The sequence below is a fragment of the Pseudoalteromonas sp. GCY genome (assembly GCF_016695175.1).
GTDB lineage: Bacteria > Pseudomonadota > Gammaproteobacteria > Enterobacterales > Alteromonadaceae > Pseudoalteromonas.
Map to the genome: position 1 here is coordinate 1,135,133 of NZ_CP068022.1, position 26,219 is coordinate 1,161,351.

18 protein-coding genes and 2 pseudogenes are annotated in these 26,219 nt (G+C 42.9%); 14 read left to right on the forward strand and 6 right to left on the reverse strand.

The features are described 5' to 3' along the window. The first annotated feature begins 266 nt into the window (after positions 1 to 266). From JJQ94_RS04610 to JJQ94_RS04625, 4 genes are all read left to right on the forward strand, one after another. Positions 267 to 3,110: a TonB-dependent receptor domain-containing protein gene (locus JJQ94_RS04610; protein WP_099029782.1), complete on the forward strand. Its 2,844-nt coding sequence runs from the start codon at positions 267 to 269 to the stop codon at positions 3,108 to 3,110. Between the two features lie 222 nt (positions 3,111 to 3,332). Beyond that, positions 3,333 to 5,132, forward strand: a complete 1,800-nt coding sequence (locus JJQ94_RS04615) for a 2OG-Fe(II) oxygenase family protein (protein ID WP_099029781.1) — start codon at positions 3,333 to 3,335, stop codon at positions 5,130 to 5,132. A gap of 17 nt (positions 5,133 to 5,149) precedes the next feature. Continuing rightward, positions 5,150 to 6,310, forward strand: coding sequence for an aspartyl/asparaginyl beta-hydroxylase domain-containing protein (locus JJQ94_RS04620; protein ID WP_099029780.1), 1,161 nt, complete (start codon positions 5,150 to 5,152; stop codon positions 6,308 to 6,310). 203 nt (positions 6,311 to 6,513) lie between these two features. Further along, positions 6,514 to 6,789, forward strand: coding sequence for a SelT/SelW/SelH family protein (locus JJQ94_RS04625; protein ID WP_099029779.1), 276 nt, complete (start codon positions 6,514 to 6,516; stop codon positions 6,787 to 6,789). A 52-nt stretch (positions 6,790 to 6,841) separates the two neighbouring features. On the opposite strand, the gene JJQ94_RS04630 is transcribed toward JJQ94_RS04625, so the two are convergent. After that, the gene (locus tag JJQ94_RS04630; protein ID WP_039496196.1) at positions 6,842 to 7,324 is read right to left on the reverse strand and encodes a GNAT family N-acetyltransferase; all 483 of its coding nucleotides are present in this window, start codon (positions 7,322 to 7,324) and stop codon (positions 6,842 to 6,844) included. 142 nt (positions 7,325 to 7,466) lie between these two features. Here JJQ94_RS04630 and JJQ94_RS04635 point away from each other — a divergent pair, with 142 nt between their 5' ends. The 4 genes from JJQ94_RS04635 (at position 7,467) to JJQ94_RS04650 (ending at position 11,300) form a co-directional block, all read left to right on the forward strand. Further along, entirely contained in the window at positions 7,467 to 7,994 is a 528-nt protein-coding gene (locus tag JJQ94_RS04635) for a chalcone isomerase family protein (RefSeq protein ID WP_099029778.1), read from the forward strand. 95 nt (positions 7,995 to 8,089) lie between these two features. Then, entirely contained in the window at positions 8,090 to 8,620 is a 531-nt protein-coding gene (locus tag JJQ94_RS04640) for a DUF3833 domain-containing protein (protein ID WP_099029777.1), read from the forward strand. A 231-nt stretch (positions 8,621 to 8,851) separates the two neighbouring features. Then, positions 8,852 to 10,993 (forward strand): prolyl oligopeptidase family serine peptidase, encoded by a 2,142-nt coding sequence (locus tag JJQ94_RS04645; protein WP_099029776.1) that lies wholly within the window; start codon positions 8,852 to 8,854, stop codon positions 10,991 to 10,993. Positions 10,994 to 11,057: 64 nt separating this feature from the next. Continuing rightward, positions 11,058 to 11,300, forward strand: coding sequence for a Rho-binding antiterminator (locus JJQ94_RS04650; RefSeq protein ID WP_099029775.1), 243 nt, complete (start codon positions 11,058 to 11,060; stop codon positions 11,298 to 11,300). Here the strand turns inward: JJQ94_RS04650 and JJQ94_RS04655 are convergent. Both JJQ94_RS04655 and JJQ94_RS04660 read right to left on the reverse strand, forming a co-directional pair. Next, positions 11,286 to 11,747, reverse strand: a complete 462-nt coding sequence (locus tag JJQ94_RS04655) for a GNAT family N-acetyltransferase (protein WP_088532757.1) — start codon at positions 11,745 to 11,747, stop codon at positions 11,286 to 11,288. The genes JJQ94_RS04650 and JJQ94_RS04655 overlap by 15 nt on opposite strands. Positions 11,748 to 12,434: 687 nt before the next feature. Then, on the reverse strand, positions 12,435 to 14,054 hold the full coding sequence (locus tag JJQ94_RS04660; protein ID WP_236596446.1) for an ABC transporter ATP-binding protein: 1,620 nt from the start codon (positions 14,052 to 14,054) through the stop codon (positions 12,435 to 12,437). A 236-nt stretch (positions 14,055 to 14,290) separates the two neighbouring features. On the opposite strand from JJQ94_RS04660, the gene JJQ94_RS04665 reads away from it, so the two are divergent. Then, complete coding sequence (locus JJQ94_RS04665) at positions 14,291 to 15,181, forward strand: TetR/AcrR family transcriptional regulator (RefSeq protein ID WP_099029772.1); 891 nt, start codon at positions 14,291 to 14,293, stop codon at positions 15,179 to 15,181. 64 nt (positions 15,182 to 15,245) lie between these two features. On the opposite strand, the gene JJQ94_RS04670 is transcribed toward JJQ94_RS04665, so the two are convergent. Together JJQ94_RS04670 and JJQ94_RS04675 are read right to left on the reverse strand one after the other, a co-directional pair. Next, positions 15,246 to 16,199, reverse strand: coding sequence for a helix-turn-helix domain-containing protein (locus JJQ94_RS04670; protein ID WP_201435419.1), 954 nt, complete (start codon positions 16,197 to 16,199; stop codon positions 15,246 to 15,248). A gap of 34 nt (positions 16,200 to 16,233) precedes the next feature. Next, a complete protein-coding gene (locus JJQ94_RS04675; protein WP_099029771.1) occupies positions 16,234 to 17,064 on the reverse strand; it encodes an oxidoreductase in 831 nt (276 codons plus the stop codon). A 175-nt stretch (positions 17,065 to 17,239) separates the two neighbouring features. On the opposite strand from JJQ94_RS04675, the gene JJQ94_RS04680 reads away from it, so the two are divergent. Together JJQ94_RS04680 and JJQ94_RS04685 are read left to right on the forward strand one after the other, a co-directional pair. Next, complete coding sequence (locus JJQ94_RS04680) at positions 17,240 to 19,984, forward strand: ATP-binding protein (protein WP_099029770.1); 2,745 nt, start codon at positions 17,240 to 17,242, stop codon at positions 19,982 to 19,984. Beyond that, the gene (locus JJQ94_RS04685) at positions 19,981 to 20,337 is read left to right on the forward strand and encodes an Hpt domain-containing protein (protein ID WP_099029769.1); all 357 of its coding nucleotides are present in this window, start codon (positions 19,981 to 19,983) and stop codon (positions 20,335 to 20,337) included. The genes JJQ94_RS04680 and JJQ94_RS04685 overlap by 4 nt, the downstream gene beginning before the upstream one ends. Here JJQ94_RS04685 and JJQ94_RS04690 read toward each other — a convergent pair. After that, complete coding sequence (locus JJQ94_RS04690) at positions 20,334 to 21,116, reverse strand: MBL fold metallo-hydrolase (protein ID WP_099029768.1); 783 nt, start codon at positions 21,114 to 21,116, stop codon at positions 20,334 to 20,336. The two genes, JJQ94_RS04685 and JJQ94_RS04690, sit on opposite strands and share 4 nt — an antisense overlap. A 232-nt stretch (positions 21,117 to 21,348) precedes the next feature. Here JJQ94_RS04690 and JJQ94_RS04695 point away from each other — a divergent pair, with 232 nt between their 5' ends. The 3 genes and pseudogenes from JJQ94_RS04695 to JJQ94_RS24330 all read left to right on the forward strand — a co-directional run. Then, positions 21,349 to 22,317 carry a hypothetical protein gene (locus tag JJQ94_RS04695; protein ID WP_099029767.1) on the forward strand — a complete coding sequence of 323 codons (969 nt, stop codon included), beginning with the start codon at positions 21,349 to 21,351 and terminating at the stop codon, positions 22,315 to 22,317. A 749-nt stretch (positions 22,318 to 23,066) separates the two neighbouring features. Further along, positions 23,067 to 23,969 (forward strand): annotated as a pseudogene (locus JJQ94_RS24325) (contractile injection system protein, VgrG/Pvc8 family); the annotation flags it as partial. 1,911 nt (positions 23,970 to 25,880) lie between these two features. After that, positions 25,881 to 26,144: pseudogene (locus JJQ94_RS24330) on the forward strand (hypothetical protein); the annotation flags it as partial. Positions 26,145 to 26,219 lie beyond the last annotated feature (75 nt).

A 26,219-nucleotide genomic window follows, 5' to 3' on the forward strand; every position in this document is an offset into this window, starting at 1 on the left:
ACATCAACAGGTTAACAAGGATACTAGTACTTTGTATCCTATTTCACAATAGTTAACATATTATTGTTATAGATTGTCACTATGTAATCTGCAAATTAAATTTGATCTTTTTTTTCTCGCCTGTCGTCACTGATTCCCATCGCCTTACGTATCTCAACTGGCATATTCCAAGCTTCCGTCATAACTTCGTCGTGATACTAATAAGCCTTTGTGATGAGTTATTAAACTTGCCGAGGGTATCTAAAACAAACCTATCAGGGGATATCATGAAACAATTCAAGCGTTCTAAGTTAAGTATGCTTATCACTTCCGCATGCCTAATCGGTGGAAGTTTAAGTATCCAAGCATCAGCCGAGGAAGCAGCTGATGGTGCTAATGAAGAAGTCGAAAGAATTTCTATTACAGGTTCTCGTATTCAACGTGTCGCGTTAACTGCGAAAACGCCGGTTATCGAACTAGACGGTTCTGAGTTTGCAATATCTGGTAACTTAAACGTCGAGCAAAAGCTTGCCGAACTACCGCTAACCGTTCCTTCTTTCGGACCAAGTTCAAATAACCCTGGTGACGGTACCGCGCGAGTAAATTTACGTGGCCTAGGTGATGAGCGTACCCTTGTTCTTGTTAATGGTCGCCGCTGGGTACCAGCAACACAAACAGGTGTTGTCGACTTAAACACTATTCCTGCTTCTCTTATTGAAGGTGTAGACATTATTACAGGTGGTGCAGGTGCGGTATATGGCTCTGATGCACTAGCAGGTGTTGTAAACTTTCGTTTAAAAGACGACTTCGAAGGCGCTGAAATTTCTGCGTTATACGACATCACCGAAGAGGGCGATGGTGAAAAGTTCAACACAGATCTTACGCTTGGTGGCAACTTTGCAGACGGTAAAGGCAACGCCACTATTTATTTTGGTTACGCTAAACGTGAATCAATCTTCCAAGGCGACAGAGACTTTACTAATGTAACTCTCACTGAAGGCGATACAGGTTTAGTGCCTGGTGGATCATCTGGTATTCCTGGGACAAGAATATTTGCAGGCCCTACACTTCCTAACGGTACAACTCTAGGTCGTTTTGGTCCAAATGGTGAAGGCCTACCATATACATCAGCCGATGCATTTAACTATGCCCCTGATAACTACCTGCAACTACCGCAAGAGCGTTTAACACTTAACTCTTTTGCACACTATTACATCAATGATGAAACTCGCTTATATAGTGAATTATCTTTCATTCGCAACGAAGTACCATCACAACTAGCTCCGACTCCAGCGTTCGTAAATGGCTTGGTGGTTAACCCTGACAGTCCATACTTCGGTGCAGACGTTCAAGCTGCAATGAAAGCGTTAGTACCTGAACTTGATGCTGAAGGTGAACCAACTGGCAATATGGTTAGTCAACTTGACGCCGATGGTAACTTTACATTCGCTACAATCGGTCGTCGTATGGTTGAAAACGGTCCACGTCAATCGATTGATACACGTAATGCGATGCGAGTGTTGATAGGTGTTGATGGCTTTATCGGTGACTGGGCATACAACGCTTACTACAGCCGCTCTGAGCTAGACCGCTCTAACCTACTTAATAACGACGTTTCTGAAACGCGCTTCAGACAAGCTATTTTAGTAACTGACGATGGTAGTGCATGTCAAGACACGTCAGGTGGCTGTGCACCATTGAACATCTTCGGTGAAGGTAATATTTCACAAGCTGCGATTGATTTTATCAATGTTGGTGCATCTAACGTAACGAACATCAAACAAGAAATTTTCCATATCGATTTTGCTGGTGAGCTACCATTTACTGTGCCTTCTGCTGATATGCCAATTGGTTTTGTAATTGGCTACGAAAGCCGTTTTGATGATTCACGCTTCCGCCCTGATGAGTTCTTAGCATCCGGTGATGTTTTGGGCTTTAACGCTGGCGAACCAACAGTTGGTAGTTATAGCGTTGATGAAATATTCACCGAGATTGATATTCCATTAGTAACTGATGCAGCATTTGCTGAAGACATTACACTGTGGTTTGCGGGACGTCTTTCTGACTATTCAAACATTGGTAATGCATCTTCATTTGCAACAACTATAAACTGGAAAGTGAATGAATACGTATCTTTCCGAGCTGGTTATCAAGAATCTGTACGTGCGCCTAATATCGCCGAGCTATTCCAGGGCGCTGCGAATGGTTTCCCAAGCGCAACCGATCCATGTAGCGTTGATGGTTTTGTAGAAGGTACAACTGACAGAGCGCTTTGTGAGGCTCACGGTGTTGCGTCTTCTCAAGTAGGTGTATTTGAACAAGCAAACGCGCAAATCGAAGGTAGCTTCGGTGGTAATCCTGACCTGAAAGAAGAAACATCAGAAACCGTTACTCTTGGTCTTGTTATTACACCAACCGAAAACTTTGACATTACAATCGATTACTTTGATATCACGATTGATGATGCAATCGATGTACTAGGTGGTGGCGTAAACAATATTCTGGATGTTTGTTACAATCAACTTAAAGATCCTAACTCTGAATACTGTCAAGCAATTACTCGTCGTCCTGACGGTAACGTAGACCTTGTTACAGCGCTAAACGCGAACATCGCGTCGCTAGGCACAAAAGGTTATGACGTTAACTTCAACTGGACCACAGAACTTGATTTTGGAATTGGTGAGAATGGTTCAACACTGAACATTAACTCTAAGAACACAATCTTGGATAAGTTCTTTAGAACGCCAAGCGTTGGCTTCACAGAAACTAATTACTGTGCTGGTAAATTTGGTAATACTTGTGGTATACCACGTCCAGAATTCCAGAGTAATAACCGCTTTACATGGACTTCAGGTGATTTGAGCGTAGCGGCGCTAGTTCGATATATGAGCGAAGTTGATGAAGATACTGGCGAAAACGAAATTGTGCCTATATCTAAAGCAGAATGGTACCTTGACCTTAGTGCGAGCTACCACTTCACGGATCACCTACAAGCAACATTTGGTATTAAAAATGTGTTAGACACTGAGCCAACTCCATTAGGTGATGCTCAACAACAAGCAAATACATTCCCAGAGTTGTATGACGTAATAGGTCCTCGCTACTTCGTGAGTGCTGTGTACACGTTCTAATCCACTAATACAGAAAACAAGGGAGCTTCGGCTCCCTTTTCAGTTATTAGTGTAATAGTTTTTTATTCACAGCAGGTTACTAAGTTTTAAATCAAGCTCGCTGAAAGATTGGTTAATACTAACAAAACTTCAAGCAGCGTCACTTTGCTCGCAACTAAGTCGAGTTTGGCTAAAATAAAAAGTATGCAGCTCAGTCTAATTGACCGTTTAAGAAAAAATAATATGAAGCAAGCGCCCGAAATTACTAATGCAGTTCAAGATGCTTTCAAATTGATCCAACAAAAACAATATCAACAAGCGCTAACTAAGTTACAGCCTTTTACTGACTCGCCTCACCCCGATTTGCATTACCTTTTGGGAATTTGCTATAAATCACTTGCTGAATGGCAAAGCGCAATAACCTCATTAAGTGATGCAGCTAAACTCGCCCCACTTAAAACTGAAATCTTAACTCATCTAGCCAAATGTTACTGGCTATCGGGTGATTTACACCAAGCAGAAGCCCATTACCTTGCGCTGTATGAAGCTGAGCCCAAAAATCTAGATTTACTTAAAAACTTGTCGCTTCTGTATCTTGAACAAAACCGGCTCGACTTGGCAAGTGAGTGGGCACTCAAAGGACAATCTCTAGATGATTCTGGACAACTTACCAAAATACTCGGGGACGTTGAAAAAACAAGAGGAAACCTCAGTGAGGCGATCAGTTACTATCAACAAGTTCCCCAACACTCTCCGGTTGTCTTTCGGGCAATACACAACTTAGGCCTTTGCTATAAATTACAGGCTAAATTTGACCAAGCAATTCAATGCTTTAAATTTGTGTATCAAAAAGCACCTGAACACTATGAACCGCTTTACAATCTCGGGGACTGCTTTTTTGCAAATGGTCAATTTGAACAAGCACAACAAGCCTACAACCTGGCATTGAAGCAAGCCCCATATAATCCAATCATACATAAAGCAATTAACGAGCTTTACTGGCAAAGTGGTCAGCATCCGCTTTTTGCTACCAGTTTGCTAACCGCGCTGGAGTCAGCAAATAACCGCCTAGAACTCATAGAGTGCCTAGCTGAACTGTACTGGAATACTAATCAATACAGATTATGTGAGGAGTGTATTCAGGCGTCAGGTTACGCCGATACTTCAGCTACATTACTCGCTTTAAGAGGGCGTCTGGCGGCCACAAACAATGAGCTAAATGCAGCCTTTGAGCATTTCGATAATGCCAATAAGATAGTCGTTAATTACGACAGGATATGTGAGCAAGCAAAATTTGCAATCCAGCTTGGAAAGTTCAGTACCGCACAATCCCTGCTCGAAAAAGTGTTGCAAGCGCAGCCCAACTCACAACTTGCATTAGCTTGGCTAAGCGTAGTGTATCAAGCTACCGATAAACAAAAGCACCACGCTCTATGCAACCCTGATTTTATTCTGACCACAACCTTAGGTGCTCCGAGCGGCTATCAAGACACTGAAGACTTTCTTAAAGAGTTGGAGTCATGCTTACTAACACTTCATCAAGGCAAACAAGCTCCAAGTGAACAGACCTTAGTAAATGGCTCACAAATTTCAGGAGGCTTGCTTAATAGAGATATCGAAATCATCTCTAAAGCTCGAGATCAACTACTGCAAGATATAGATAAATGCCTTAATAAGTTGGAAGTAGATCCAGAGCATCCTTTTTTGGCTCATTTACACAAAGAGAAATGCATTACAGGCTCATGGTCTGTCAAACTGACGGAGCAAGGCTTCCACGTGAGCCATATTCATCCCGCAGGTTGGATTAGTGTAGTTTTATATATCAACACGCCAAATGACGGCAGCAACAATGGTGTAATTGAATTTGGACGGCCACCACTGGCACCACCCTACGATTTTCCACCATTCAAAACCGTAAAGCCTCAACGAGGGCAAATCGTGATCTTCCCCTCTTATTTTTGGCATGGAACACAGCCATTTAACCCTACGGGTAATAACTATCGAATGACTTTGCCACTCGATATTGGCGTTATTAATAAATAGAAAGAGAAACCACTTTAATGACAAACGAAGAGACACAACCTCTCAATATAGACTCACTTTTACAGCCAATTCTCGAATGTGAGCCACAAAATAGTTGGCCATTATTATTATCGAAGCTAATCGATAGCTATCCTCAAAGTGCTGAACTAAGCTATCGGGTTGCTGTAATTTTAGAGCAAATTGGAGCGTTACCTGAAAGTGAAAAGGCCTACTTTCACTGCCTTACTCTGGCACCCAAAAACTACTTAGTGTATCTGTACCTTGGACATTTATTAGAGAAGAAGGGAGAAGACAGTACAGCACTCGTATGTTACACACTATGTGAAGCACTCACAGGTAGCTTTAAGCGGCTTCAACTCGCCAATAGCACCGCCCCCCAAACACTTGAGCGCTTCCAAAAAGCTTGGCAGTGTATGGAAAAAAACCTTGGTACAGCATCAAGCATTGAGTCCGGTCGCTGGGTGCAATACTGCAGTAAACCCTTCGAAACAGCTCAAGCACCACACCTTTTTTACGTCGCGAATTTAAGTGCTCGTCCTATCTGGCCCGCGGAGCAATTTGCATGGTATGAAAGCTTTAACGCTACGATCCCCGACATTATCAAAGAGTTTCACACTGCTTTTGATACCGCATCTTCACACCTTACGCCTTATTTGTCGGGTAAAGAGTATGAAAGCGCATTTCCAATGCTCGCAAATAGTAACAACTGGCAAGCGTTATCCCTTTTTAAAGAGGGTGTGGAAGACGTTTCAGTGTCAAAGCACTTTCCTATACTTAAAAAAGCCTTAGAGAAAGTACCTTGTTACGGCTTAACCGCATCTCCATACGAAGTGTTTTACTCTAAATTAGCCAAAGGCCAAACCATCACTCCACATTACGGCCTTTCGAACCACAGCTTAACAGTGCATTTAGCCATAGATATTCCCCATAACTGTTACCTAGACGTCAATGGCGAGCGTGTTTCTTGGCAAGAACATCAACTCACCATCTTCGATGACTCCTATTTGCATATGGCACATAATGGCAGCGACCGTGACCGAATTGTACTTATATTCTCAATTTGGCATCCTGATCTAACATCGACTCAACGCCAAGCAATCCAATCAGAATTTAAAAATAGACAGCACTGGATTGATAATTTGAACGTAACTTTGGATCAATATAGAAACGATCACTAGAATCCTAATTTTCGTCACGTCTCCCCCCCAACTTACCACAAAAGGGGTTGTTACTATGTGAATAACCCGTAACTTAAAGTCTGACCTTATGATTAAGGTCTCCCTGGATAATTTCGGGGGGTAACCCCCGTTTTTTTCATACTAGCCACATCATAAATCACAGTGCTAAAATCCAATCACAATCTTCAAGTTAATGTAAATTCATGCAAAAACCGATCATTACAATTCATTATTGCGTGCTTTGCCAATGGATGCTGCGAGCTTCTTGGCTTGCACAAGAATTGCTTTCAACTTTCTCTGACGATTTAAAACAAGTTGCACTTGCACCAGCAAGTAAAGGCGTATTCGAAATCTACTACAACGATACGTTAATTTGGTGCCGAAAAGCAGATGATGGTTTTCCAGAAGCCAAGGTGCTCAAAAGAAGAGTGAGAGATTTATTAGATCCTGAGCGTGATTTAGGCCATGTAGATAAGTAACCATAACTTAAAAAACATGAGATTGAGCGGGCTAAATAGCCCACTCAATCCACTATACTTGCTCAGCAAAATCGATGAGTTCTTGCCCTGATAGGCGATAAATAATCCATTCGTTTTGTGCTTTAGCACCGATACTTTCATAAAAATCGATTGATGGCTTGTTCCAGTCCAGTACCACCCACTCAAAGCGACCGCAGTCCTTTTGTAGTGCAAGTCTTGCTAGGTATTTCATGATCCCTTTACCTGCACCAACACCGCGTTTGTCTTGTGACACATATAAGTCTTCAAGATACAGCCCGTGCTTGCCAAGCCAAGTAGAATAATTAAAGAAATACACTGCGAACCCGATTGCTTCACCATCTAGTTCACAAATAACGCTGTGCGCTCTGGCTTCTTTACCAAACAGTTTCTGTTCTATTTCTTCCACAGTATTGAGCACGGCATCTGGCTCTTTCTCATAAATTGCAAGTTCGTTGATAAAGTGCAGTATCGTCGCGGCATCAGCTACTTCTGCTGGGCGAATTGAAAGGCTCATAATAGCTCCTGTATATAGATTTTAGCTAGCTTAGCAAATTGTAAAGGGGGATGACAGCACCTTTCAGACATCAGCAAAGTGAACAAACTCTCCAGCTCGTTCGTATAAGGAGCTAACCGTTTTTATGTAGGAAGAGGTTAGTATGCAAAGGACCATCTTTGCCTTTTTGATGTTGCTATTCAGCACTCAGGGTTTCGCAAGCACTAGTGATCTTGTAAATCAATTTATAGAAAACCCTCAACAGGTCGGTAAAACAAGTCGAATGACCTATCTTTTTTGGGATGTTTATGATGCCAGCCTTTATGCGCCACAAGGAGCGTACTCTCAAGACCAGCCTTTTGTATTGGTGCTACATTATTTACGCGCACTTGACGGCAAAGAGATAGCAAAACGCTCATTAGAAGAGATGCAAAAGCAAGGGTTTAGTGATTCAAGTCGAGGTGAGCGATGGCTAACAAAAATGGCGCAAATATTTCCTGATGTCTCAAAAGATACCGTGCTATTAGGTGTCAGAACTGCTGACGGTTATACTCAATTTTATCAAGATGACAAGCTTATTGGCGAAGTGAAAGATTCGGAATTTACTACCCGTTTTTTCAATATTTGGCTCGGTGAAAAAACATCCGAACCAACCATACGAGCCGAGCTTCTAGGTCTAAAGCGGAAATAGCATATGGGTTTTTTCCGTTAATTTCATCTTCGCTATTTGGCTCACATATCAAAAGCAATAGCACTCAAAGTGGCCTCAAGCCTAAGGAGAAAACAATGCGCATCACTCTTGCAGTACTCACCTTATTTTTATTGTCGGCATGCAGTTCGGGCATTGACGGTAAAAAATACTCGACACTTAAACCGCAATTTGACCCCTATGAGTTTTTTGTTGGTGACATAAAAGCATGGGGGATAGTCCAAGACAGAGATGGTAACTTAGTTCAACAGTTTACCGTCGATATCAAAGGCTCAATCAATAACCAGTCAGAGCTTGTTTTAGATGAGTCCTTCAACTATCTACTCGGTGATGGCGTGAAAACACGAGTTTGGACTATTACAAAAGCATCTGGCAACCAGTATTCAGGCCGCGCCGACGATATCCTCAACTCGGCATCGGGTGAAACCTACGGCAATGCGATGAATTGGCAGTATAGAATGGACTTACCCGTTGACGACACCAGCTACGAAGTACACTTTGATGATTGGATGTGGTCTTTTGACCAAACCACTCTCATGAACCGCTCTTATATTGAAAAGTTCGGTATTGTGATGGCTGAAGTCACAATATTTATGCAAAGGCAATAATAATTACGCCAAATCAACTTCAATTTAACCTTCTTACTCGTGTATTTGTCTACAATTTGTAGACAAATACACCGGCTTCACTACAATCCACAGCTATTCTAGTAGCGTAATCATGTCCAACACTGATAAATGCTTAACGAAAAATGCCGTATCGAAAAGTCTTATTGCTGAGTAAGGCGCAAGAAACTGCGGCGAGATAGTAGCTAATAAGAACCAATAGGAATCCCCACAATGATAAAGAAGATACTAGCTGGAGCCATTGCTCTTGCGCTTGTCGGATGTGTTAATACCGAAAATGAACAATCTAATAATGCAGCATTGACGCAATCTGTGAAATATCCAATCACTAAAACAGGCACCGTGGTAGACAACTACTTTGGTACGCAAGTGGCAGATCCATATCGCTGGTTAGAAGACGATAAAAGCGCAGAAACCGCTGCGTGGGTAAAAGCGCAAAACGAGACTACTCAAGCATATTTATCGCAGATTCCATATCGTAAAGACATCGAAAAACGCCTCACCGAACTACTTGATTACGAGCGTGTTTCTCAACCTTTTAAACACGGCAACTATACCTATTTCTACAAAAATGATGGATTGCAAAACCAAAGTGTTTTATACCGCCAAAAAGAAGGTGGAGAGGCAGAAGTATTTTTAGACCCAAATACCATGAGTGAAGATGGCACAACATCGCTTGCAGGATTAAGTTTTAGTAAAGACGCCTCATTGGTGGCTTATCAAATTTCCGAAGGTGGGAGTGACTGGCGTAAAGTGATTGTCCTAAACGCCGAAACGAAAGAGCAGGTTGGTGAAACGCTAGTCGACGTGAAGTTTAGTGGTATCTCTTGGTTTGGTAATGAAGGTTTTTACTACTCAAGCTATGATAAACCTAAGGGCAGTGAACTTTCTGCAAAAACTGACCAACATAAAGTGTATTACCACAAGATTGGCACACCTCAAGATCAAGATAAGGTCATTTTTGGTGCCACTGATGCGCAAAAACACCGTTATGTTTATGGTGGTGTAACAGACGATAAAAAATACTTGGTGATCTCTGCTGCGGTATCAACATCAGGTAACAAGCTATTTATTCGTGACTTAAGCAAGCCAAATAGTGACTGGGTAACAATTTTAGATCATACCAACTCTGATACCAGCGTGATCCATAGTGAAGGCGACACATTGTTCTTAAGCACTAACTTAGATGCGCCGAACCGTCGTATCGTTAAAGTCAATGCGAAGCAGCCACAACCAGAAAACTGGCAAGATGTGATCCCAGAAACCGATAATGTACTATCGGTTTCAACAGGTTCTGGTTACCTATTTGCGACTTACATCAAAGATGCAATTTCATTGGTAAAACAATATGACTTCAAAGGTAAGCTGATCCGTGACATTGCGCTTCCAGGTGTAGGCACTGTGAGTGGCTTTAGCGGTGAGGAAGAAGACAAAGTACTTTATTACTCATTCACTAACTACAACACCCCGCGATCTATCTTTGCTTTCGATGCAGAATCAGGCCGTAGCGAGTTATATAGTTCAGATAAAGTAGATTTTGATTCAGATGCTTACGTGTCTAAGCAAGTTTTTTACACCTCAAAAGATGGCACCCGCGTACCGATGATCATCACCCATAAAAAAGGGCTGAAACTGGATGGTAACAACCCGACTCTGTTGTACGGTTATGGTGGATTTAATGTCAGTCTTAAGCCTTACTTTAGCCCGACACGTGCAGCTTGGTTAGAGCTGGGTGGTGTTTATGCGGTAGCAAACTTACGTGGCGGCGGTGAGTACGGTAAAAAATGGCACAAAGCTGGTACTCAAATGCAAAAACAAAACGTCTTTGATGACTTTATTGCTGCAGGCGAATACTTAGTATCTGAAAATTATACTTCAAGTGAAAAGCTTGCAATTAACGGCGGTTCGAACGGTGGTTTGTTAGTAGGTGCAACGATGTTGCAACGTCCAGACCTATTCAAAGTGGCTGTACCTGCGGTAGGGGTACTTGATATGCTGCGTTACCACACGTTTACTGCTGGTGCTGGCTGGGCTTACGATTACGGTACGGCGGAAGACAACAAAGAGATGTTTGAATACCTGAAAGGTTATTCACCTGTGCATAACGTAAAGGCTGGTGTAAATTATCCAGCAACCATGATCACTACAGGTGACCACGATGACCGCGTAGTACCTGCACACTCTTATAAGTTTGCAGCTGAGCTACAAAGCAAACACACAGGTCCTAATCCGACGCTTATTCGTATCGAAACCAATGCTGGACATGGCGCAGGCACACCGATAAGCAAGACGATTGAACAGTATGCCGATATTTATGGCTTTACGCTTTACAATATGGGAATTAAGTCTCTTTAGGCATAAGCCAAGCTTCAAAAGCCATCTGTACAAGCAGGTGGCTTTATTCAATAAGGACGTATCTATGATCAGTTGCCAACAGTATGATTATATCGAACTGGCGTGCGTAAAACGCCTAGCGGTTACTATTGAGATGAAAGGTGGTGAAGTTGTGCTTGGCAGGTGCGAAAACACGGCCATAGTCGACAAACAGGAGTGTTTAGTTTTAGAGCGAGAAAATCAAACTGTCACTGTGGTGCTTGCAGAGATTGCCAGTATCTCTGCCGATACTGACAATCCCTATTTTACTAGGTTAAGATTTCAGTGATAACGCCATAAAGACACTTAACGGGTTGTCACGATACATACCAAAGCGTTCACATCGCTCAAATCCCAAACTCTCATAAAGACTTATCGCATTGGCTTGCTTAGAGCCGGTTTCCAGCCGAATAAGTGGGATCTGCGCTTCACCCGCGTAGTGAAGCAAAATTTGCATAATACGTTTAGAAAGCCCTTTACCTCGATAGCTAGGTTTCACGTATAGGCGTTTAATTTCACCGTATAAGGTTTTATCAAACTGCTTTACTATCGCACCGCACGCTACAATGCCCTCTTCATTTTGTAAGCCAACGGCATACACGTTAGGTTGGTTAATTTCTTCTATTGATAAAGACTGTGCACTTGCGATTGGATATAAGCTGTTCATAAGCTTATCGATTTCAGAAAACACCGCGACTACTTGTGGGTCATCTGACTTTAACTGAATTAATTGCATACCTGCCTCTGAGAAGTAAGGCCAATTTGTCCTGCGCCCATAAACTGAGCAATATTATTACTATTCTGACCGACGTCAAACTATACCGAGTTAGAAATAATAAGCAAATTATCGAGGTCAGATGATAGGCTGAATGCCTGCGGAAATTTGATAATATCGTTATAAAAATAGAGTAACAATCTGTTTTAAATAAATAAAATATAAGAACTCTGAACTGTTACAAAGTGTAAGGTGATGGTGTGAATTAGATACTTTTAGGTAAATACGAATTTTTCATTCTTATTCTATCTGGCGAGCGTCATGCTTTATCGCGCCGCTCTTATGTATTGCTACTTTGGTTTCTACAGGCTGTTTGCTCTTGCTTGGAAAGCTCAGCAAAGTCAGTAATAACAACACGCTTGTTAGCGCTACAATCAGCGGGATAGAGGTATGCGAACTTGTGTGTGATGCTCTATGGGGCATAAACAAACCTACGAAAATTAATTTGTCTTCCCTAAAAACCAATCCTTTTTAACCAATCACTAAAATAGCACTTAGTTAAATATGATTACTTTTTATCACACCTAAACTTTTAGTGCTATATCATTTTAAAAAAACATCAAAAAGTATTAATAAAATCATTTACCCAATGACAATACTGTTCATCCACTTTCCACCAATCCAACTGACGGACCTCAACCAAAGTTATTAGCTTGCAGCTTGAAGGCTGAACTGTTTGTTCACTAGGCTTTGGTAAAGCGAAGAGTGTTGCATCAAATACTGATGATCTCCCTGTGATTCAATCTCACCTTTGTTAATGACGATAATATTATCAGCATCCATAACCGTACTGAGTCGATGCGCAGCGATAATTGTAGTACGACCTTTTTTTGCATTTTTCAGGGCAATTTGAATAGCGGCTTCACTTTGTGAATCAAGGCTTGCCGTTGCTTCATCCAACAGCAGCAATGCTGGGTCTTTTAATAGTGCTCGCGCCAATGCAACTCGTTGCCTTTGTCCGCCAGACAGAGTAATGCCACGCTCACCAATTTGAGTATTCAACCCATCAGGTAGTGTCGCGATGAACTCTGCTAAATCGGCCGTGGCAATGGCATGCTGTAATTGTTCATCATCTATTGTCTCATAAGCACCGTAGACCAAGTTTTCATATAAGGTGCCGCACAACAGCGGGCTCTCTTGCGCAACGTAACCAATTTGCGCTCTTAAATTGGCTCGGTCTAGCTCTTCAACATTAAGCCCAGCAATTTCAATGTAACCACGCTGCGCTTGATAAAAGCCCTGCAACAAAGCGAAGAGTGTAGACTTACCAACTCCTGATGGCCCAACAATCGCGGTCGTCTTTCCACTTAAGAATTCACAGCTCAAGCTTTTAAATACCGGTTTATCATCAGCATAACTAAAAGATAAATTGCGAACATAAATTGACTTATCGGTCAGGCTAATCGTATGACCACTTTCATTTGGTGGTGTCGTTGCTAAGATCTCATTAATACGAACGGCCGCTCCTTTTGCTTTATTAAACGCGGCTACCACCATGCTTAACTGCCCCATCGGCAACACAATGTTCAGTAAAAACATAATAAACGCAACAAAAGCGCCCAGAGTCATTGCACTATTGGCAACCCTTGATGCGCCAAATCCTAGTACTAACACTATCGAAGCCATGATCACTAAATTCACCAATGCGCCCATGGTCGCTAAAAGCGTATGTTCTGACATTGCGGTTTTATAGAGTGACTTCAATTCATTATTATTCTTTTTAGCTTCTATTTTCTCTGCACCTTGCGCTCTTAGTAAGCGGATATTGGCAAACAGTTCGGTTAACCTTCCAAGCATAGAGGCTTCAGTATCTTGTAATGACTTAGAAAGATCCGTTAGCCTCACGGAAAACGGTAAGATAATCAGAAAACTAGCCGTTACTGCACCAAGCATTACAAGTGTCATTTGCCAGTCTAAAAACCATAGAATAATAAAAGAGCCAAATAATGAAACCACACCAGATATAAAAGACACAGACTGCTCGCTCACGAGATTTTCAATAATTTCAGTGTCTTTTACGATACGATTCGCGGGCTCCCCAGCCCTAGTATTATCAAAGAAGGAAACAGGCAAACGAATGAGGTGCTGAAAAAGGTCTCCGCGTAATTTAAGCTTTTGCTCATTGCCAATTTTACCCATGATATAAGTCATCAACCCTGTTAGCACAGCGGAAAATACTAATACCATAATTAATATGACTACCTGTTCATTTGAAAAATGACCTTTTTCTCCGAGTTCTTCCAGCAATCTTTTCGTTTGCAAAGGCACCAATAAACCTAAAATACTAGAGATGAGCGTAAACAAAACTAGAGTTGATAGTAATAGGCGACTTGGCCGCGTGCGCCTGACTAGTTGTATTAAAGATGATGTATTGTTCATAATTATTATGTCCCCGTTGAATAGACAACATAATAATTGACCAAATTAAAAATTTAGTCAATTAAAAGCTGACCTATTGGTCATTTTTAAATTGACTGTATACTGCAATGTGAACAGGAGGAGCTATGTCTGATAAGCGGAAATTAATACTAGCATGCGCGGAGCAGTTACTTTTAGCAGAGGGCGATAGTGCCTTTAGCATGCAAACCATCGCCAATAAAGTCGGCATTTCGAAAGGTGCTATCTACCTACACTTTAAGTCAAAAGACGAACTACTATTAGCCGTTTTTGAGCGTCAAACAGAGGATCTGCTGGATAAAATAAGAGCAATATTAGAAAGTGATAAATTGACTCCAATTGCCAAGCTAAAACAACAAATCCGCTTCCAGCACGAAGATTTACAGCAGTACCAAGCGATGTTTCAACTCTTATTGCAGGAGGAGTCACTGAGCTTTTCAAATAACTTGATCATGTTCTATCAAGAGTTTCGCTTGACGTGGCTTACGCTACAGGAAGGTTTTTTACTTGAAAACTATGGCGAGCAAGTCCGGCCATGGAAAACCGATCTTGCGATGACACTTGATGGCATTATAGCTAACTACCTTTCGCTTCCCGTGATTGAAGGTATTGATTTCGACACTGAAAAGCTGGTTAATTGGGTAGTGTCATGCATGGACTCAATTTGTACAGCGCTACCAAATCAAGCACTGTTGCCGGTGTTAACCGATCAGGATTTCCCGTCCCAAAAAGAGATCGAAGCCAAAAAACGACAACTCCACGAACAAAAAGTCCAACAAGCTTTTTTACAGCTCCAAGAAAAATCTCAAAAGCTAAAGCTTGCACCACAAAAGCGTGAGATAGTAGACCATACAATCGCTCTGTTGGCGGCTCAACTACAATGCGAAACCCCTGATACAGTATTAATCAGGGCGCTTCTCGCAGGACTTCGAGACTACAGAGGATTAAATACTGAGCGCCAGCTACTCGCAGAAAGACTTAATGTAGAGGCGGTGTAAACAAAAAGTATCGCTTCTCTACTTGGTTCTTTCAAGCACCGTATTACTGAGGACAACTTTTATACTAGTGCTCGCGGCGGTATTGCTGTGGACTAAGCCCTGTTTTTGCCTTAAACAATTTACTAAAATGCTGTGGGTACTCAAATCCCAATGAGTAGGCCACTTGGCTAATTTGTTCGTCCGTACTTAACAAACAGGTTTTTGCTCTATCAATAAGGCGCTCTTGAATGACTTGTTGTGCCGATTTACCTATTTCACGTTTTAGCATGTCGCTGAGGTAGGATGAAGACATATGAAGTGCGCTAGAGCAATAGCCAACGGTGGGAAGCCCTAGCTCTAATGTCCTTTGTTTACCAAAGTAATCATCCAATAATGTGTCAAGCCGAGCGACAATATCAGAGTTTGTATTTGTCCTCACATAAAACTGTCGATCGTAGTAACGCACACAATAATTGAGAATAAGCTCGATGTTTGCAACAAGCAGAGTTTGGGTATGCCTATCAATGCCCTGCTTGTACTCTACTTCAATTTTATCCGCCAAATCAGTCAGGTTTTTTCTTTCTTCATCTGACAAATGCAATGCTTCATGACTATCATAAGAGAAGAAGCTGAATTGCTCTATACACTTTCCAAGTGCAGACTTTCTTATCAAGTCAGGATGAAACAAAAGTGTCCAACCTCCCGGTTCCACCTCTCTCTCAGCGGTAGAAACTGTGATACGTTGACCTGGTTTGGTAAATACCAATGTGCCTTCTTTAAAATCATATTTATTTCGGCCATAAGTTAATTCATCGCAAAACCCTGATTTAAGGCTTATCTGAAATAAGTTAATAATATAGCTTTGATTTATATAAGGAATATTTTTGGTAAGTAATACGTCATCGACTCGGATCACCGACACCAAAGGATGGCGAGGCGGGTCGAGATCAAACATCTTGTGCACTGCTGCTATATCATTAATTACAATCGCTTTTGTCATATCGTACTCTGCAAATCCCGCAGCTTTATTCAGTGCCACGGGACTCTATCATCTTGTAAATTTAATACGTTGCTTACTTAACCATCTCCAGAATCAATTTATCGAAGTATTTATCCGATAGCCACCTTCGTAAAAAAAGTAACAGCAACGCATATTTTCCGGCCGCGTAGCGTGTCTTTGGAGCCTCGCTATTCACCGCAACCGCTATGGTATCTGCGATGATCTCTGGTCGGGTATTTTTAGTGTCTTTATACACCTGCGATGTCGCTTCTACCATGTTTTTAGCCATTGCTTGATATGGACCATTACCGGAGCGAAGTAGCATAGGTGCCATCATGACGTTGCTAAATTCAGTCTCAATCGCGCCAGGTTCAATGATAGATACTTTTAACCCTAAGTGTTGTGTCTCTACTCTTAAACAGTCACTCCACCCTTCAAGAGCGTGCTTTGTAGCGTGATACCAAGCACCCAAGGGTGTATACACTTTGCCTGCTACAGAGGAGACATTAATAATGTGCCCCTGGCCTCGCTCGCGCATGATTGGCAGTACTTTTTGAGTCATAAACGTTGTAGCAAAAAAATTCACTTCAAATTGTTTTCTGACATCTTCTTGGCTGGTTTCTTCCACCGCACCATAAACAGAAAACCCAGCGTTGTTTATCAACACATCCACATAGCCATGGCGTGTATAAATTGTCTGTAGTGCAGCATCAACTTCATCTTCGTTGGTAATATCCACTTTGAGGGCAACACCACCAGCTTGCACTAGCTCGGCCATGTTTTCCATCCTACGTGCAGCTCCATATACTATATGACCTTGAGAAAGTAACTTAAGCGCAGTGGCTTTACCTATGCCAGAGGATGCTCCCGTGACCAAAATCACCTTTGCATTATAAATCTTCATCTTACCTTATCCACATTGTTGACTTAGCTTCACTATATCTGGGCTTACCAAATCGAACGTATACATATCCCTGTAAGACGTACACATATTTTTAAACATCACTAGATTGACCATAAATCCAGCAAGTTAATCATGAACTGCTATATTGTTTTATGAGGATATTATGGGGGATGCGATGCTAACAGCGCTTAAAGACAGTATGCCAATTTTGATCGTTACATCTGAGTGGTATGTCAGTCATACAACCGCCGTTGCGGAAAAACTGTTCGCACCTGTAGATAACGTCATCAATAAGCACCTTGAAGACTTATTTATCTTTCCCTTATGCGTAGAAGAGCAGCAAAAAACAATTGCTGACGGCTCTTTGGTACAGGTGTCGTTGCGCACGTCGCCAAATGTACAATTTTTACTGTCATTTTATGATGTTCGCAGCAACGAAATATTTGTACATATTGCCGAGCTCTCTACTTATTATTGTCAAAATCCTTTGGAAGACGAACAAACTCGAATTTTGCGCCACGCCGTCAACAGCGCAAACCTAGGGGTTTGGTGCTACGATCTCCTTAATAAGACAGCGTATTTTTCTCCTAAATTCAAATCACTGATAGGCCTCCCAGCCTCGGCGGAACTTGACTGGGACACCTTAAAAAGAATGATTTACCACGAAGATCAGCCACTATTTGCCGAGCTACTCGCTCATCATATTGAGCAAGGACTTATGCTTCATTTTGAGTTCCGGCTTGAGGTAAGGGGAACAATTCATTGGTTTGAGTTCAAGGGAGAGCAAGTTAAGTATTGTATTCGCACGCACAGTGTTTATGGGATTTTAGCTGACTGTACTCATGAAAAAGACATGTTAGTCGCGTTACATGATGCAGAAGAAAGCAAAGAACTTGCTATGCAAGCGGGGAAAATAGGCACTTGGCGAGCAATACGAGTAGCGAATCAATGGCTCTGGAATTGGGATCATCAAGCTAATGAAATTTTTAAACTTTCGGAAGACGGTATTGGCAATTTGCATCTCTGGGAAGCAAGCCTTCACCCCGACGATAAAGTACGTGTTACTCAAGCGCTAGAAGCGTCACTGAACTCAGGCGAAACCTTTGAGCAGCGTTATCGCGGCCTGCTCAACGATAAAGACATTGTTGTAGTGTATGCCAAAGGTGTTGTGGGGCTTGATGACCAGGGTCGGCCAGCACGTATTGATGGTGTTGTTATCGATCAAACCGATGTATATATTGCCCAGAAAAAGCTCCAGCATATTAATCAAGAATTAGAACAACGCGTCGCAGAGCGCACCGCCGATCTTGAGGCTGCTATTATCAAAGCTGAGCAGGCTAATCGCACTAAATCAGACTTTTTGTCTATGATGAGCCATGAACTCAGAACCCCCATGAATGGTATTATCGGCTCCTTAGATCTCATGGCGCTATCTGAGCTAGATGAAGACAATCAAGAACTCCTAGAAACCGCGTCTATTTCAGCCAATAATTTAGTTTCAATATTGAATGATATTTTAGACCTAGCCAAAGTTGAACAAGGGAAAATGGAACTTGAGAGCTACCCATTCTCCCCTTCTAAAATGCTCAATAACATCATCAAAACCTTCGAAGCCCACGCGCGAGACAAATCGGTAAAATTAACGGTGCATGAGGACATAAAGCTACCACTAGAAGTGATTGGCGATGAAAACAGAGTGCGGCAAATTATCTTTAACGTTGTCAGCAATGCCATCAAATTTAGCGTTACAGATCGCGAAGGCGGCGCGAAAGTCACCATCAATGTGCACTGGGTATGCGAGGGCGTTGCCTTATCTCACTTGATATTTAAGATAGGAGACAATGGTATTGGCATTGCACCGGAAGTCCAAAAGAAACTGTTTACCCCCTTTACACAAGCCGAACGCTCTATCACGAGAAAGTACGGCGGCACAGGATTAGGGCTTGCAATATGTGGCAAGCTTATTGACTTAATGGGCGGCAAGGTCGCCTTAAAAAGTAAACCCGGTGAAGGCTCAATTTTTACCATTACCATTCCTATTTGGCGTCCGAGAACACAACAGCAACCCGACATTCTATTTAATACGCTCTATTGGTTAAGTGATACCCCTTGGCAAAGTTCGTTGGCGCTGACTCAGCTGTACAATGCCTGCACACATTTTTGCAGCGAGATCAAAATCATCGAGTCACCCAGTGAAATCAAAGAGACTGACGATACTGCACTTATTCGTGTTGTCACAACGCAAGCCGAAGCCTGTGTAGAGCAAATACTCTCACCTATTCCAGAGTTAGTATTTCTTGATGAAAAGGCATTTGCTAACTTAAACAGTACAGCGTTAACGACACAAAAACCCAAACCAATTGCACCGCAGACTCAATACGCTATCGGTCAACTGCTGAGCAAACTTAAAGCAAGTCAACAAGATGGCGAAGCTGATTTAGGTGAATTAAACGATTTCAGTGAACTTGATGCGCTACTTTCACTGGACGACAAAGCATCCAGCCCAACAGATGATAAAACGGACACTAATGGTAAGCAGCATATACTCCTTGCCGAGGACAACCCCTTTAACCAAAAACTCATCGTCAAACAGCTTTCTAGACTCGGAGTTTCCTGTGATATCGCCAATAACGGCAAAGAAGCCTTGGCGATGTTTAAAAGTAAACAATACCAGCTCTTACTAACGGATTGCCATATGCCAGAGATAGATGGATATGAATTAACTAAGTTAATTCGCGCATTTGAGTCCAGAGAAGAGCGCAGTGCTATTCCTATTGTTGCCGTTACAGGCGCAGCTATGAAAGGGGATAAAGAGCTTTGTTTAGATAGTGGCATGAATGACTATGTTAGCAAACCTGTGCGGCTACAAGAGCTTAAAAACACCTTAGGTAAATGGTTAGATATGGACTTTACACAATGAGCAAAACCCTCAACCCTCAGGTGCTTATCGATTTAATCGGTGATGATTTTGCCACGGCGAAAAAGTTTTACACCGACTTTCTGGTACAATCGAAATCTAGCTGCGCAAAAATTAAAACTGCTTACCAAACTCGTGCTTTTCAAGCTTTAAAAGACGAAGCCCATTACCTCAAAACCTCCGCCAAAGCAGTGGGTGCTGAGGTACTAGCTGAGCACCTACAGGCGTTAGAATATTCAGCACTTGATAACAACACCACTGAGTGCGCCAAAAAAATAAAAGCAATACACCACGAGATCGGCAGCGAGTTTGTTAGAGAATTAAAAGCCTATTTAACCTCTCAGTCGCAAACTTAAAGCGCAATCGACTGCTCAGCGAGCACAGCTTTGAGTCCTGCGCGTTCGAACTTCACAACATCTTCTTGATGCTGGTAATGATAGACCCAAATATTTTTAATGATGTCTTCACGATAGCTCATCAACAACTCATCAAGGGAGCAGTGACTGGGATTGTTTGCAAGACCGCAGTCATGAAAAATAACCTCGTCGTTACTGATGTGGTGATGGAGCAGCTCAGGAATAGCTTTGGTATCACCACTATAAAACAGACTACCTGGGAGATGTAACGAAAAAGCGCTATTGGGCTCGTGATGACGAACGGCATAACTATGTATACGCTGACCGCGATGAAGAAAGCTTTCTGAGATTGGATATAAACGAAAAACCTGCCAGACGCCGCAATTACCTTCGCTCAGTCCGGTGTAAGCGAGCATATTACACAACCCGACAATTAGCTCTCCCGGGGCGTATAACGTGATTTGGTGTTGACTCAATGCAGCCTGAAAGTAAAGCTGCTCCAACCCACCGACATGGTCATAATGAAGGTGGGTGATAAACACAGCATCGGGTAATGACGAAAAATGCTTTTTATAACGCAACACCGTATCAAAACCACAATCTATCAATAACCAAGGTAAGCCTTTATGGGTCAATACGCAGGTAGAGCACCCGAGAGTCGCAGCGCTAGCGGCACTTCCAACTCCCAAAAAGACTGCAGCGTCTGGTTTACAGTGACTATCAACAAACGACTTCGGATTGACAGCGTGTAGCTCGGTAGTCTTCATTGTTTCTTTCATTGCACTGCCAGAAAAATAAACAAACAATAGCGCCAGACTACATTGTCAAATTTACAACCACATGACAGTCATATCTGCAAACTTTTGGCTCAGCTCACTATTTGATTTCGCTATTTTGACCACCCTAAAGTATCAATATTTATTAACTCATTGATTTATAAAGACACTATTTATGGTATAACTATTGCTGAATGATAACATTATGTCATCATCACTATGGAAAATAACAACAATGAAAAAGCTCTTCACCAGCTTAGCTGCACTTAGCCTTTTATCTGGCTGTGTGGTACATATCTCTCCAAGCGCAGCCGCAACCAAAACACTCCATAAATCTCTACAGCTCAGTGCCGCTGACATTAGAAAACTTGATGCAAATACTACCTCGGGTAATATCCAGATCATTGGATACGACAACCAACAAGAGATTAAAGTGGAAGCTTCAGTGTTAACCACTGAAGCAGAAAACTATCAACTTACCCTTGAAAAATCCGGTGATACCGCCATGTTGGTGGCAGATTCAGATACAAGCTCGGGTATACAGTGGTATCGTAATAATAGCCCTAGAATTGACTTAACCATCACCATGCCAAGTCAACTTGCACTAACACTTGATGACAGTTCGGGCGATATAGCCATCAAAAATATCAAAGGTTTTATCAAACTAGATGATGGCTCTGGCAATATAACATTAGAAGATATTCAAGGTGCTGAAATTGATGACGGCAGTGGCAATATCCATATCACTAACGTCCAGCAACTTGTTATCGACGATGGTTCTGGCGACATAACTATAAAGGGATTAGTCGATACACTAGAGCTGGAGGATGGCTCGGGTAATATTGATGTGACTGGTGGCACGGATATCAAAATAGAAGATGAGTCTGGCGATCTAACCCTTCGCGGTTTTAGCGGCAACGCTGATATCATCGATGGCTCTGGCGCACTGGTTGTTGAAGGTGGACGCAATATTAAAATCGACGACGAGTCCGGTAATATTCGAGTTCGTCACGCCCAAGGCGATGTCACTATCGGTGATGGTTCGGGCAATACGGATATCGAAGCAGTTAAGGGCCACGTTCAAATAGAAGACGGTGTTGGAAATATTCGTGTGGTAAATGCCGGCTCCTTGACCATTACCGAATCAGGTTCAGGCTCGGTGAAAATAGATAGGATAGCTGGAGCCGTAAAGCTAGATGACTAGGGCCTGCTGAATGACTTTAAAGTGGAGCAATATACGATTGCTCCACAGTCGGTAAAGTTCAACATTAACTCGAGACTATGTGTAAAGTCAGCTCGTCCTCCTGACAGGTTTCTACCCATCCATGGGCTTCTTTGATGCCTAATGACAAGGCACTCTCTCATCCCCCAACAAACTTAACTTCTCGGCGGGTGAACCGCCTCCCACAAAACTATTTACACTGTGAGTTTGGAGGCTACGCTGATAGTTTTTGTAACCCTTGCAAACGGCTTAATCGTAAAAATCGTAGACGATCTCACAAGCAACTTTATTCCCCCTTCATCACACCCGAAAGGCATAAGTCGATATGCAATGTGCCGACAGGATGTCGGCTAAGTCTTGTCTGGCACAGGGACGTGCCTTACAAGACGGTTGCACTATATCGGCTTAGGATTTGAGGATTAAGTGTGATGTTGGGGCGACGTTTTCTTGGTTCGCTCGATCGCGTCGTTTAAAAAGAATGAACGAGAAGCGCATGGATGCGCTTTGATATCTGCCAAGGAGGGCAAGCTGACACCTTTTATTTGACTTGAGATTTAAAAACTATCCGTTACACCAAAAGATAAGCATTCGGATACTGAATAAAAAAATGAGTTAAAAATGCTTGCCTTTTATGTAACAATAGCGCGCAAATAAAAACCAATCGCAGCACACTAGGAAGTAGTACCGCGTATTGGTGGAATGGCTTTAACCAACAACAGTGGACATAAAAAATGCAAACAAGGATTGTGGTGTATGGTACTAACCATCCTGTACATGTCGTCGATTTTGAACTCACGACCTGTATCAATAGCGGCTTTTTACTCAAAGCGAACCTAGAATCCCAATTTGACCTTGCTGATGAGTTACTTGTCGGCAATATGCTCACGTTTGAAATTGAGTCACCGGACGCAATATCGACGTATTTCACTGGTACTTTGTTTGATATCCAATCTGGTTTTGTGTCTGAGCACACCTGTGGTGCAGAGGTGGTCTTAAAGCCTCGCCTTGAGTTACTTAAGCAAACAGAAAAAAGCCAAATCTTTGTACAAGCCAATGTCCAGTCTGTCCTCAATAAGTTGATACAAAAAGCCGGCTATTCACAAGACCGGATAAAATGGCGAGTCACTAAAGATTTACCCACGCTACCGCAGTGCGTGCAAGCGCTAGAAAACGACTACACCTTTTTCACCCGACTCTTAGCAAAGTACGGCTTAATTTATTGGTTTGAATGCCATGATTTTATTGAGTCGATAGTGATTGCCGAGGGGAATCTTGCAAGCCCGTATATTGAGCGAGGCTTGCTGTCGGTGACGGATAAAGATGGTCTAGTTCACGAGCATGAAACCGGCTTTGTTGGGTTTACGCAGTGCCAAAGCCGCCATCGTTTTAGAATGGGTGGCTCCCAAGTGCATGTGAATGCCCATCCGCCAACTTCGGTCAGCTCGGCGCAGCGCAGTTATTTTGAGCCTGCTGCACAAAATCCTGCTGAGCAATTTGAGCGCACCGGCAATCTCGAGCTTGCCTATCAACAAGGAAAAAATGAAGTCACGCTAGTAGGAAACGTAGCCGAAGCCAATGCCGGTTATTCGTTTTCGTTAAATGGTAAATTAGGCACAGCGAAAGGTGGCGATTATACCTGTATTCGCAGTAAACAGGTGTATAAGCAAGGCAGTGCCAATGACCCTAAGCAAGTTGCGTATCATAGCGAGTCGGTGTGTGTACCACGAGGTGAGCCAATACGTATTACTCCCCCAGAGCATAGCCCCAAGCCGATGGTGTTTACCGCCACAGTGCGCTCGCTGTCGGGGTCAAAGGCCAACCCTCACTTAGATACCCAAGGGCAATATGCCACGCAAGTACATTTCGATAGTCAGGTGACCGAGTCGGTAAAGCGCCTCACACAATATGCCTGTCGCGGTCAAAAGCAACCGACGGGGTTACACTTTCCACTCCTGCCAGACAGTAATGTGCTCATCGGTTGTATGAACAACGACCCAGACCAAAGTTACTTATTAGGGTTTGCCCTTAACGACACGCAACCGTCGGTTGTTACTAGCGCCAATAACACCCAAAACGTGTTGTGCTCTCGCGGCCAAAACCTGTTGATGTTTGATGACACCCCAAATACCCCGCATATTGTGTTGCAAACCCTAGCGGGCAACCAGCACTTGGTGTTACATGGGGATAAAAAGCAGCCTTATATTCACTGGCTTGCGCAACTTGGCGCGATGAATATTTTTGCGGCCAAAGACATTCAACTTGGCAGTGTTAAAAGTGCAATCCGACTACTCACCAATAAAACCTTTATTGCCAGCGCCAAACAACAACTGGCACTGGAGAGTAAAAAGTCGGTGATTATTGATGCCGCAACCAACCTAGACGTCACCGCCAATCAAATTGACGTCAGCGCCAAACAAGATTTGACCCTTAAGGCGGGCCGCAGCCATCGCAGTGTTATCCAAAGTGATATAAAGCTCAAGGCAGACAACAACCTCACCATCACCGCCCCAGCGGGAAGTCAAATCATTCAAAGCCAAGGCAATATCACAGTAAAAGGCAGTGGCTCTGGCAACCTCACTCTTGCCAATGGCGGCAGTGAAATCAGTATTGACTCAAGTGGTAACGTCAACATCTTTGCAGACAAATTACTGACCTTAAAAGGCAAAGCCATGACCGTGTTTGACGGTAGCATGGAGCAAGATATTGGCAGCAAACAAAGCGCCACTATGCCAAGTGTACCGCAAATTCAAGCGCTCTCTGAGAATGCTCGACTCTCATTGGCTGCCGATGGCATTGCCACCATGGCGAGCAGTACCATTGAGCTGTCTTATACCTATCAAGATGGCAGCCCAATCATGGGCGCGCCTTATACCATTCGATTTGCAAACGGCACAGAGCTGACCGGTAACTTAGATGACAGCGGTAAAGCAAAAATTGAGAATGCACCGCCTGGTCAATACACCGTGCAATATGGTGAGGATAAACGCGATTACCTGCCAGAAGATAATCGCCCTAAAAACCCACTGTATGGACAAATCACCCCAGCGCAAGCGGCTGAAATGGTACGCAGCGGCAATACCGCACCACTGATAGAAGCCAATGGCATTGCAACCCAAGCAGGCGATTGGTTATGGGGCACACTGCAAGGCGACTTTAATCAAAACCCCTCCACGTCACAAATCGTGGTGGGTACCTTGATTTCCATGATACCGATTATTGACCAAGTCATGGATTTACGAGATATCACCGCCAATGTCATGTTACTAACCGACGATGATGAAGCCAACGACACCGACGCTTGGCTTGCCTTTACCCTCACCGGCATTGGTTTAGTGCCAGTTGTGGGCTCTGCTGTCAAAGGCGTGGGCAAGGTTATCTTAAGAAATACCGGAGAATCGCTCTCGGCTGCGCTTGCCGTTTTACGCAAGCTCGGCAAAGGCGACCCAGTTAAATACCTAAGAGACATCAACTGGCAAGACCTAGGAAAACAATCCGCCACGGAAGTAAAAAACATCGTCAAAGGCCTACGCGATTCACTCGATGAAATGTCCACCAGTTGGCACTACGACCTACTACTTCCAGACGCCGCTATCGAAGGCATGCAAGCCACGGTAAAACGCCTAGACGACGTCACCCCAAAAATCGACCAGCATATGCAACAAGCCGCCCAAGAAATCGGACAGCGAGTTAATAAAGCACTGGATGAATATCAAGGCCAATCACCAATTCGAGGCGTCACTGATAAGCCCACCAAAGCCAAAGCCGATGAGTTGGAGCCGCCAAAAGGGAATGAGTTGCCGGGGGCTAAAAACCAAAATTCAACTTCCGATTTCAACATTGATAAATTAGAAGTTTCAGATATTCCTTCTTTCTCTTCAGGTAAG